The sequence below is a fragment of the Candidatus Gromoviella agglomerans genome (assembly GCF_021065005.1).
Taxonomy (GTDB): Bacteria; Pseudomonadota; Alphaproteobacteria; order CAJXXZ01.
The window spans coordinates 577,919-589,967 of sequence record NZ_CP069247.1; the positions used below are offsets into that span (position 1 = coordinate 577,919).

General features: G+C 31.1%; 9 protein-coding genes and 1 tRNA gene. 3 read left to right on the plus strand and 7 right to left on the minus strand.

Features of this window, described 5'->3' with window-relative positions; translation table 11 throughout:
* Both Gromo_RS02620 and Gromo_RS02625 read right to left on the minus strand, forming a co-directional pair.
* A complete protein-coding gene (locus Gromo_RS02620; protein ID WP_231158906.1) occupies nucleotides 1-3,888 on the minus strand; it encodes a type VI secretion system protein in 3,888 nt (1,295 codons plus the stop codon).
* 8 nt (nucleotides 3,889-3,896) lie between these two features.
* Nucleotides 3,897-4,625 (minus strand): DotU family type IV/VI secretion system protein, encoded by a 729-nt coding sequence (locus Gromo_RS02625; protein WP_231158907.1) that lies wholly within the window; start codon nucleotides 4,623-4,625, stop codon nucleotides 3,897-3,899.
* A gap of 187 nt (nucleotides 4,626-4,812) precedes the next feature.
* Between Gromo_RS02625 and Gromo_RS02630 the strand changes: the two genes are divergently transcribed.
* The 3 genes from Gromo_RS02630 (at nucleotide 4,813) to Gromo_RS02640 (ending at nucleotide 6,573) form a co-directional block, all read left to right on the plus strand.
* Nucleotides 4,813-5,292 carry a hypothetical protein gene (locus Gromo_RS02630; RefSeq protein ID WP_231158908.1) on the plus strand — a complete coding sequence of 160 codons (480 nt, stop codon included), beginning with the start codon at nucleotides 4,813-4,815 and terminating at the stop codon, nucleotides 5,290-5,292.
* Nucleotides 5,293-5,309: 17 nt separating this feature from the next.
* Entirely contained in the window at nucleotides 5,310-6,044 is a 735-nt protein-coding gene (locus Gromo_RS02635) for a type II secretion system protein (RefSeq protein WP_231158909.1), read from the plus strand.
* A gap of 103 nt (nucleotides 6,045-6,147) precedes the next feature.
* Nucleotides 6,148-6,573 (plus strand): hypothetical protein, encoded by a 426-nt coding sequence (locus Gromo_RS02640; protein WP_231158910.1) that lies wholly within the window; start codon nucleotides 6,148-6,150, stop codon nucleotides 6,571-6,573.
* Between the two features lie 259 nt (nucleotides 6,574-6,832).
* Here the strand turns inward: Gromo_RS02640 and rpsT are convergent, their stop codons facing one another.
* The 5 genes from rpsT to Gromo_RS02665 form a co-directional block, all read right to left on the minus strand.
* On the minus strand, nucleotides 6,833-7,096 hold the full coding sequence (gene rpsT, locus Gromo_RS02645; protein WP_231158911.1) for a 30S ribosomal protein S20: 264 nt from the start codon (nucleotides 7,094-7,096) through the stop codon (nucleotides 6,833-6,835).
* A gap of 411 nt (nucleotides 7,097-7,507) precedes the next feature.
* Entirely contained in the window at nucleotides 7,508-7,891 is a 384-nt protein-coding gene (locus Gromo_RS02650; protein WP_231158912.1) for a hypothetical protein, read from the minus strand.
* Between the two features lie 462 nt (nucleotides 7,892-8,353).
* Nucleotides 8,354-8,429, minus strand: a tRNA-Val gene (locus tag Gromo_RS02655).
* A gap of 34 nt (nucleotides 8,430-8,463) precedes the next feature.
* The gene (locus tag Gromo_RS02660) at nucleotides 8,464-11,178 is read right to left on the minus strand and encodes a hypothetical protein (RefSeq protein ID WP_231158913.1); all 2,715 of its coding nucleotides are present in this window, start codon (nucleotides 11,176-11,178) and stop codon (nucleotides 8,464-8,466) included.
* Between the two features lie 125 nt (nucleotides 11,179-11,303).
* Nucleotides 11,304-11,843, minus strand: coding sequence for a DNA polymerase III subunit chi (locus tag Gromo_RS02665; RefSeq protein WP_231158914.1), 540 nt, complete (start codon nucleotides 11,841-11,843; stop codon nucleotides 11,304-11,306).
* Nucleotides 11,844-12,049: the final 206 nt, after the last annotated feature.

The following is a 12,049-nucleotide window of genomic DNA, read 5'->3' on the forward strand; positions in this document are numbered from 1 at the left end:
TTATTCCTCCTCATTTAATACTATTCCGTATACAGAGTCGTTTGTATAGATGCTTTCTTCTATTTTAGGTGCTATATGTGGAAATGAAATTGGCAGATTTTGGTTAAATGATAATGACATGAACATATCTACGGTCGACAATGTGACTGGATTTGATTTTATATTATATACAGGTAGTGAGAATTTTATGTTTTGACCAAATCTATGATTTTTGATCATTCTGAATATAGCCCAATTGCCTTGGTATTGGATATTTTCAATACATGTTCTGGATTTTAAAAATAGCCATTCACTCTCATTTGATAATAAGAATGCGATCGATATATTTTGTCCTACGTAATAAGCAGTTTCAATGATTTTTTCTCTATAATTATGCTTCAGTGTCAGACCTTGTCCATCAAATGCAATATCCCAATTTGCAATGTATTTCGAGTGATTTTCTTTGTCTCTATTTGTTCTAAATTTTAGAATGATTTTTATTTTTATTGAGTCATCTTCAATGACTAAAAGACTTCGCAGAATATTTAATGATTCTATAAAGTTCTTTACATCTTTACTGATATTTAGCTTGTGGTTTTTATGAAAAATTGAAAAAATCTCATCTTTCTCTTTTAAGAAATTTAGAAAATCTATAGTTTCTTTTATAGATAATTCTGATTTTTGATTGTTTTCGCTTAATTGAAATGGAAATTTATTTGCAATATTTTGGTTGAAGTATTGCTGAACTTCTCTGTAAAGTGTGATGAATTTATTCCTTTGTATTATAATGTAAGGTGTGAAAATTTCTCTGTATATTATACGAAAAATATGTGAAAAAGGAGAATGTTTTATATAATCCATAATAGATTTTTCTATTTCTTTGTAACTCTTATCTGATTGCATATCGTTGATAATGAAATTTTCCAGTTGATATATGGAATTTGATTCATCTTTATCATCGTATGAGTTTATATCACTTAGCAATCTCGTCCATCTTTTATTAATATTATTTGTGTCTCCTGTTATTGTACTTATCAATTTTAGAATTTTTAGAGGAATTTTTGCGTACTCACTAATTTCTTTTAATTTCTTTCTTTCATTTACTAGATGCTTCATTAATTCCTGTTCTTTTTCAACATCATAAGCGAAGAAAATTACTTCTGGAAGTGAATTAAATGATGAACAATTTATGACAAAATTAATAGGAGTGTATATTTTATTCTCTATTATTGATAACTCTATAAGTTCTAGAATCGATTTACAGTACTTTGCGATTGCAAATGCAAAATCATTTAAATGCTTTGGAGTGAGAAATTTCCTGCTGTTCAATATTATTAACTCAAGTTTATCCTCTATATTCCTTAAATTGTTGTGCATTATCTGTAAGAGCTCAATATTTGAAAGTGCAGGCTGATTGGTTGCAATTTGATCAAATGATTCTGCGAGTTCTTTGAAAATGTTGTGTCCTATGCATGATTGAATTAATCTCTCAATTTGTTTTCTGTGTTTTAAGCTAAAGTCCTGTATTATAGGGGAAATGTTTTCTTTGTATTTATTCATTAAATCTACCACTCTTAATAGTTTTTCTTCTGATATTGTAAATAACTGACCTTGTTGAAATTCTTGCATTAATATATCTTCATCTGGGATGTCAGACATCGATAATTGGTTGAAGATTAAGTTTAGGGCTCCATAAAATGTCATGAATTTAGGGGATACAGAAATTATGTCTTGATCATCTTTTTGAAAGAAATATCCTGTTATTTCTGTATTGAAGCTAAGAATTTCGTTTTGAAATATTTGTAATTTGTTCCTGGTTTTTTGTAAAAGAATTTTCTCCGCATTTTTATCGAAAAATTCACATGCTTTTATGTCATCGTACATCTCAGTAAATACTTTAGTTGATGAAAAGTCATTATTGTGAATCCATTCATTTCTCACATCATTCATGTAATTAATTGTTAATGTCATATATTCTAAAATTTCGTTAAGCATTCTATAAGTAATTTGCTGATTGGAGTAAGTATTTAAGTTCTGTATACTATTCTGTAATGATATCAAGAAGGGCATGGATTTTTTTATTGAAAATATGCTTTCTGTGAAATTTTCAATTATTGTGAACAGTTTTTTGGTAGCTCTTGACTGAAATTTTTTGATTTCTATCGTTGGCAGTGCATACCTTTTGATAGCTAGTCCAAGGTATTTATGTAGGTATGTTAACGATTTATGAGGAATGGTATAACTAAATAATTCTTGAATTATATCGCTTAAGTACTTCGAGCTTTTTGTCTCTTTGATTGCCTCGATTTTTGAGTTCAATTTCTGTATTCTTAATAATTCTTTAATAAAATTTAATAACTCTTCAAGTTCTTTATTATGTATGATCGCTTTTTTCTTATCTAATGTTGATTTCGAAATTTCTTCATTACTTAAAATGTTTTCGATATTTTGCTCGATTACTATATTTATAGATTTTAATATATATTTTTCGTAAAGTTGAATTATCAATTCATTTGAGTCTGTTGATATTTTTCCCATCCATGATGTTGGTATGAAGATTGATCTCATTTGATTTGATTCAAATTTTTCTATAAAATTCAATACAGCTTTGATTTTGGATTCAAAATATAAGATACTTTTGTGGCTGTGATTTTTTTCCTCAGCCAAGTTGATTATCTCCTTCATTAATGTGTTTATTTCTCTTGTTAATATAAATTTTTTCTTGTATAACAACAAATTTTCTTTGTATAACAATCCGAATAATGTTATGAAGCATAGTGATATACATACTTTTAATATCTTTATGCTTCTTGCTTCTGCCCAAAATGTGTTTTTTGTTGGTAAAATCAATCCCTGTTCTTTAAAAATCTTATCCTTAAATAGATCAGTGCAAAATGCAATGTCTTTCTCTTGAGAAATGAAATCAAGTGTAGATTCACTATTGCCTGTAAAGTATATTCCTCTTAAAATGAATGAATCTATAAACGCGTTCGGTTGAAATACAGAATTGCAGAAATCATGAATAGCACTTCTGAGTTTCATGAATTCTTTCGCTAAAAATGCTATGTTTTGGCTTTTTTCAACTTCATAATCCTTTGATGATAGTATTTTATATGTTGTTAGTCTAAGTTCTTCTATAAATGAATCAAAGCCATGATGAGCCCAATTTTCCTCATAAGCAATGTCTATTTGATGAGGATTTGACCATCCGATTATCTCTCTTTGTTGTTCTTTGCTCATGCTATCACAAAAATCACTGAATCCTTTTATTGAATCGCATTTTGTTATCACTAAGTATATTGGAAATTTTATTCCAATTATTTTTTGTGCTTGCCAAAGTCTGGAATGAATGAATTTGTGAAGATTTGATTGTGATTTTACCATTGATTCTGCTGATATGGTTAGCACTATGCCGTCTATTGGCCTTTGTCTTCGCTTGTTGTGCAATATGTTCATGAGTAAGTTCCAAGAAGAATTATCATTTCCTAGCATCACATCTCCTTTGAGATCGATTAACACTCCTTCTTCAAAGAAATGCCAATTGCATATAGGATCATATAATTCATGAGTGTTTTGCAAACCTATGGGATGTGATAGTTTTATGGACTTTATTATTGTGCTTTTTCCAGAATCTTCTTCTCCGCATACTATAAACCAAGGCATTCTGTAAAGGTAATCACCTTCTCCGAGAAGCTTTTTTAATATCATCATTCCTCTCTTTATTGAATGTGCCATCTCATGTTTTGGCATATATCCGTATCTGCTGAAAAATGATGATATTTTGCTGATAAATCTATAGTTTATTTTGCTAGATAGTGATTTGTACATGAATCTAATAGTGAAAATAGACAGTACTATCATTACTAATACGACTAGAGCAGTTATTACCCAAATGTATAGTTCAAACATATTATCCTCTATTTATTAAGACTATTGATACTTATTAAAGCATCGCGAATTTGTGTAGATACCTCTCGTGTGTTTTTTTGCCATATGGCATAAGAAAACATTATATATATCATGATAACTGCAGATATCCAATAAGAAAATGTCGATTTCTTTTGTGTTCTGAAATTGTTAGAGTTCTCTATTGTGTATATGTATGCTTTTTGAAACAGGTGACTGCTTTCGTATTTATTTGTATTTGAATTTGTTGTGATTATATCAAGTAATTTCTTCTTATATTGCAATAATATCATATCGTTTTGTTCGGTTTTTGCGTAATAACTACCTCTAAATCCCATTGATATAGATAGGAAATATATGACAGCTAATCGAATTCTATTAACGTTTCGACTCATCAGTAAAGAGTCTATATTATCGAAAAATGCGCTACCTGAAACGTGAGATTTGAATATTCTTTCTTCAAGGAGATAACGTTTCCATTCATTTATATCCGTCCATTGAGTTTCTGAAAATACTTCATCAGCAATGCTAGTCATTATATACTGAATTTCCGTTGCAATCTCTTGCCCTAACTCGTTTGCTAAAGTTGTATAATATGAGTATATATGTGATTCTAAATTGGAGATTGAGTTTCCTATGGACTCTAAATTTGCTTTCGTTGTGTTTGATGCGTTTTCTTTTTCTAATATAAGTTTTTGGTAAAAATCTTCGAAAATTAATAGAGAGCTTGATGTGATCATTTCTTCTTACCCAAATTATTTACGTTTATTTATACATCTAAAATTTAAATTTTTAAATAACGTAACAAATTTGTGCTAATTATTATATTAATTCTTAGTGTTTTTTAAAATATTGTATTACTAATCATTAATTGCTTTATTGTATAAAAATGTGTATTATACTTGATAGTATATTAAATCTTATAGAATGAGATTGTTTTGGGCGTTTTTATTTAACAAAATTAAGACTTTGTATATAAAAACATTGATTCTTGTTAAGAGGCTTTTTTGTCAAGAGGTTGGTCTCTCTATAATTGAAAGTGCTATTGTCCTTATTGTTGCTAGTTTGGTTATTGGTGGAGCTGCTAAATATGGATCTGATCTTGTTTTTAGTGCTAAGATGAACAAAATTGTTGAAGATGTGTCGCGTATTAATGTTATGGTGGAAGAAATTGGTACAGAAAGTGATTTTAGTGTTTTTCAAAGTGCAAAATTTTATATTCAGATAGATGGTAGTAAGAAATTTTTATTAATTGAACCAAAAGGTGGAGGTCTTTTTAAAGAGAAGCAATTGAAATTTTTAGTTCAGAAATTAAAGAATGCTGGATATGATGCTTCTTATGATGCTAAAGAAGGAGAAGAGGGTGTGAAAGATGGAGTTGTAAGAATTGAACTTAATTTGTATTAAAATAAGATATTTAAAGTATGAAAAAATTATTCTTAAGATTTCAGGCTTTTTCAGCATTCTTGAAAAGATTAGCATTTGAAACTTGCGGCATTTCTCTCATAGAAGCTGCATTGGTTTTGGCTATATTTAGTATTAGTATGGGTGGTATGATTTCAGTTTTTTCAACTTTGACGAAAATAAAGAGAGATGCTAGAACAATTGAAAATAAAGGTGTGGTTCTTCAAGCTATTAAGCATTATATGCAAATGACAGGAAGAATTCCTGTTCCATATCGTGCACGAGATCGTTCTATTGCTGGCCCTGTTATATGTGGATTTTTGCCTCATAAAGATCTTGGTATTCCTGAAAGTGTTTGCCATGATGGTCATGGTAATAAATTTATATACGTTGTTAATGCTAAATATATTGGAAATGCTGATTGTGACAAAACAACTCTAATTGTTCTAGACTCTGCGAAAAGTGATGTGATATCGAAAGATGGGAATAATGATTATGTGTCTAGTAATGACCTCCTCTTTGCGTTGATTAGCTTTAATCCGTATTTTAATAAAGATAAAAAAGCTTCTAGAGATGATTGTAATAGATTGATTGAGCACAATATTTATGAGATTTTACAAAATAAAGACCAATATACTTTGTATGATTTGCAGTGTGCTCATATGAGAGTATGGTGGGTTAGCAAAAATGCGTTTTATATTGGTGAAAACGTTCATTCTCAGAGGAAAGAGTCTTGTAATGATTTTGCCTCGTGATTATATTGCTACATTATTGAATTGTGTGTAGTATAATTACAGAGTGATTCTCTTTATTAGTTTGATTTCTCATAGATCTTTAGTTTTTTTTCTATATAATATTATGAAATCTTCTCCTGAAGTTTACAGTTGCTCTGTTGCTTTGCTGAATCAGCATAGTTTTTGGATTGAATTGTGTGTTTTAAATAAGTCTGATGTTATTGATCGATTGAAACATGCATGTAGTGATAGTACAAAGCTGATGAATTTTTGTTTTTATGCTGTACGCTATAATATTCTTTATAAGTTGAGGCGAATGTTGGTTGATGCAGTAAGATGTTTTGAGAAATTGCGTTTTGTTGAGATTAGAATTTTTAAGGATGTAGATGATAATAGTAAACTTTTGCAAGATATTAATAATTTGTTTTCAGGGAATACGGGGATTAAGATTGTAAAAGATGCTAGTTTGGGGTACGGTGCCATTTTGTTGAATGGTATGGAGATGTTTGATATGTCTGGGAAGAAAATTTTGAATTCAATCTTTGATTGATTGTTTTTTATATAGTTTGATTGAATGCAAGTTTTGAGTTGACTATATTGTGCGCTACTCGACAATTTTTTTTGCTCAAGTGGAAATTTCGTTCAAAAGCTGTTTTTCTGCAATATGATTTTTGAAATTACTACTTTTGAAATACGCGGTTTTAATTAACGTGTTGAAAAAAATTCCATATAGTACTAACTGTAAAAAAAAGATCATTAATGATAGAAATTTTCAAAAAATCTTAAGTAATATTAAAAAATATCGAAAATTAAATTTCGAGTTGTTGCTTTTTCATCAATTTATGCAATCTAGATATCTTTCTAGATGCAGTGTTTAGCTTCAACACTCCTTTAGTTACTCCTTTCATTATTTCGCTCTGAACTTGATTAAATCTTATGTCCGATATCGATTTTCCATTTACTACAGAGATAAATTTTTTGATAAAAGTCCTGACTCTGCTTATTCTCGATTTGTTCAGCATCCTCCTGCTATTTTCTGTCCTTACCAATTTCTTCTTTGAGTAACGATTCATGAAATTTATCACTTGTGAATAGGAAATTTTATTATATTTGAAGATATTGATCAATAGCTTTATTGACTTTTCTCAATGATAGATTATAGAAATGACTGAAATTTTATTTGCATTAAAAAATGATTTTACCATTAATATATCACATCAACATATCGACTTTGTTGATTGTTATTTTGTAAGTAGAGATAGATTTCGTTCTGATGATTGTCATTTTTCATGTATATTGTTGATACTTTTGCTTTGATAACAGTAAGATTCACGATTATATGTTTTATAGGCTTAAACTCTGATTGATTATTATAGCATTCAAGTTGTTTTAAGTTGAAGAGTGAAATTATCAATATGTTGATTATTAAGCAAAACACTATGTAGATTGTCTACTCATTGCTTAAATATCTATTTAAAGATTGATTACAGATTCATATTAAGCGAAAAGGATGTTTTATATAATTCTCTATTTGATAAAATTGAGCATGAGCAGAATATTTCGATTGTCATATCCTCAAAATCTATATTGTCGAAATTTATGCTCACATCTTTTACACGTGTATCGGCTTTTAAAATTGATTCCGTTATAACGTCTTTTGCTCTATTTATGTCTTTTTTTATTATTAGCTCTGCTATGTTTGGCATGCCGATGATAGGGATTGAACTGTTAATATTTTTGTGCGAATTCCTGATCATCAGAGCATTCTCTATCTCATTTTTTATCGAATCATTTAATTCTTGCAAAGTTAAGTTTTGTATATTCTCATCTGTCAATCTATAAAATAGAGGTGGAGTGAAAAATTGCATTGCATTTATTAATATTTCTTATAATGTATACATTTGATTTATGAAATTTTTGTTAATTTTTGTAATTTATGATCAAACGAAAGATGAATGATCATAATATGAGAAATTGCAGATATTGTGTGAATGTGCAATATGCAACTGAAGCTTTCTATTTTTTTAGCTGATTTGAAATTTTTTCATCAAACAAATTTAATTGTTTTATATCAAATACATGAAAATTGTTTGACTTTAGCTCTTTTTTGAATATTGATAAATCATTTTGATATATGCATAATTGTGAGTTTTGTTATTATGTAAATTTGAATTTATGTGCAATAATGCTGAATTAATTTTATTTCGAGATATGATTAAGATTTTGCAATATAATTTACGTCTGCTTTGAAAAATATCCTTTAAAAAATTTAACTTTTGAATGAAGAATTTCAGCAATTTTACACAAGAGAAAAGCTCCTTCAAGCATAATGGTGGGCAGTAACGGACTCGAACCGCTGACCCCCTCGGTGTAAACGAGAAGCTCTACCAACTGAGCTAACTGCCCTCTGATACGGATCATACCAGAGTGAGCTGAGAAATCAAGATTTTTTATTATTTGGATATGGGGTCTGTGGGGTCTGATATTGATATGAGTTCTGATTTGGATATGGGGTCTGATATTGATATGGGGTCTGATATTGATATGAGTTCTGATTTGCACCTGTTCTGGCTGGTGTTGTTGATCTTTGTTGTTGAGTATTGGTGTATTTATTCATGACAGATTCTATTGATCGCGGAGTATTTTCCTGTATTTTGTTTGTAGATTCCTGAGGTGATCTGTATGTCTGTGGTGTTTGACCTCTTGTTTGCTGCTGTTCGTATATCTGAGATCTGTATGTCTGTGGTGTTTGGGTTGTTGTAGGTTTTTGCTGCTGGTCGAGTTTCTGCGATGTATATGTTGGTGCCTGGCCTGGTGTCTGTTTTTGTTCAGGCTTCTGCGATGTATATGTTGGTGCCTGGCCTGGTGTCGTTGTTTGTTCAGGCTTTTGCGATGTATATGTTGGTGCTTGGCCTGGTGTCTGTTTTTGTTCAGGCTTTTGCGATGTATATGTTGGTGCCTGGCCTGGTGTCGTTGTTTGTTCAGGCTTTTGCGATGTATATGTTGGTGCTTGGCCTGGTGTCGTTGTTTGTTCAGGCTTTTGCGATGTGTTTGCTGGTTGATATGCTTGAGGTGTCGTTGTTTGTTCAGGCTTCTGCGATGTGGATGTCTGTGGTGTTTGACCTCTTGTTTGCTGCTGGTCGTATATCTGAGATCTGTATGTCTGTGGTGTTTGGGTTGTTGTAGGTTTTTGCTGCTGGTCGAGTTTCTGCGATGTATATGTTGGTGCTTGGTGCGATGTGGATGTCTGTGGTGTTTGACCTCTTGTTTGCTGCTGGTCGTATATCTGAGATCTGTATGTCTGTGGTGTTTGGGTTGTTGTAGGTTTTTGCTGCTGGTCGAGTTTCTGCGATGTATATGTTGGTGCTTGGCCTGGTGTCTGTTTTTGTTCAGGCTTTTGCGATGTATATGTTGGTGCTTGGCCTGGTGTCGTTGTTTGTTCAGGCTTTTGCGATGTGGATGTCTGTGGTGTTTGACCTCTTGTTTGCTGCTGGTCGTATATCTGAGATCTGTATGTCTGTGGTGTTTGGGTTGTTGTAGGTTTTTGCTGCTGGTCGAGTTTCTGCGATGTATATGTTGGTGCTTGGGCTGGTGTCGTTGTTTGTTCAGGCTTTTGCGATGTGGATGTCTGTGGTGTTTGACCTCTTGTTTGCTGCTGTTCGTATATCTGAGATCTGTATGTCTGTGGTGTTTGGGTTGTTGTAGGTTTTTGCTGCTGGTCGAGTTTCTGCGATGTATATGTTGGTGCTTGGCCTGGTGTCTGTTTTTGTTCAGGCTTTTGCGATGTGGATGTCTGTGGTGTTTGGGTTGTTGTAGGTTTTTGCTGCTGGTCGAGTTTCTGCGATGTATATGTTGGTGCTTGGCCTGGTGTCTGTTTTTGTTCAGGCTTTTGCGATGTGGATGTCTGTGGTGTTTGGGTTGTTGTAGGTTTTTGCTGCTGGTCGAGTTTCTGCGATGTATATGTTGGTGCTTGGCCTGGTGTCTGTTTTTGTTCAGGCTTTTGCGATGTATATGTTGGTTGATATGCTTGAGGTGTCTGTTTTTGTTTATTTTTCTCTTCTCTTCTTTCTATAAAGGCTTTTCTTGAATTAAACAATGTATTTTGCATTAATGAAAAGAACTGATTATTCATTGCATAATGATGATACATATATAATCCAACTTTTTCAAATGATCCACATGCGATCTCTACTATAATAGGATTTTTCTTTTTTGATAGTGAAGATGGGTGTTCTATATACATTTTAACAGGAGTTAACAAGCTTATATTAGGTTGGACATGTTTTGTCCTCTCAATATTATCGTCTTTCTTATCCAAAATGATTTCCTGTGATAATTCTGCATCTAATATTTCTGATATAAAGTAAAATATGGGATTTTCTGCGTAATATTCAAATACTTTTTGTATGTATTTACGAATTTTATTTGCACGGGCTGGATCTAATGCATGTTCATTAGCAAATGTCTCCGGAGATTGATTCGCTAATTCCATAATCTTGTTTGGATCTGTGATTTTTATTCCGACTCTTATTACTGCCCTATTTTTATAATGAACAACTTTTGCATCATAAGTCTTAAATGAAAGAAATCCTTTACTTATAGTTTTACCACCATCTTTATGGTAGTCTGTCACCTTAATTATAGTTTCTTTCATTAATTTTGTACACATTGCTAGATCTAAAAGGAACGGATCTTGTTCTTGCTTTTGTGAATTCTGAGAATTCTGATTGTAACTATCTATGATGTTTTGTATGTCTGTTATTTCCAAAGAGCCGATAGGTTGTCTCAACCTGTTTTTTTCTTGTAGAGCTCTTTTTAAGAGTGCGGCAAATGAGTATCTATTGTTTCGATCTACTTGATTTTCATCTATCTTCTGTAGATCAACTATTAGCTTTTTTTCAAATAATGACTTTATTACATGTTCAGCATGAGGAGGAAGAGCTTGCTGATCTATAATTAGATTGGAGTCATCTTCATGCATGTTATAATGCCCCATAGGGAATACGTTATTATCAATTATAACTTTCTCTTCAGTTGGTTGAAATTGTGATTTTTGATTCATAGATTTTGTTGATGTGAATCCGATTAATGTCATTATTATGGCTGTGAATATGTGTTTTTTCCCATTAATAAATTTGTTTATATTTTTGTTCATGATGATCATATTCGACTGAATGAACATATTATGTGGTGCTAAATATAGTAAGTCAAAGTGATTTTTGATGAGGTTATTAATTAATATTAATAAATTTTAATAAATTAAAGCGTGCTTTTTTATGATTAATAACGCTGAGACCAATATATTCTATCGAAATCTCTAAATGCATTCCATATTGTTTCTGCAAATTGCATATCTCTACATTCATGAGGTGAAAAAAATATGTTAACTCGTATGAAGCTGCTGTTCTTTATATAATTCATGATAGAGTCAACATCCTCGTGGTACAATAAAATTAAAATCGATGGATTGTTTATGTTTGTGAATTCTGATGATACTAAAATTTGCTGTTCTCTAAAAAATGATTCACTAAAATCATCATGAATCATGTATCGTTCGGTTATATTTTCGTAAAGTTCCTTGATAGGACGATTGTTATTCTTTTCTTGAATAGATTGATCAACAGTTTTTGTCCCCATATAAAGAGCGTGAGGCAAAAATGATATAGGTTCATAAGACCACAGATGATCGTTTACATCGTTTGCGGTTATGTTATCATGAGTTTTAATTAGCACTCGATTTTTATCAGTTTGATATTTTTCAACAAATTTCGCCAATATTTTGTATAACTTTTCATTTATTGAGTAAAACGCAACATTCACAATTGTTTATCTGTACAATGTTCTAAATTTTAGTATCGATTTGTTAAATATCAATCCGTTGGTGAAATTTTTGTTAATAATGCATTGAAAAAAAATTTCCACTTTAGTAGTAAGGTGTTTAGTGTTTTTATGATTTTTGCTACGTGTTATTGATTGTATTTTTATTGTATGATCATGTCATGTTGTAAAAACAATTGATTGATACT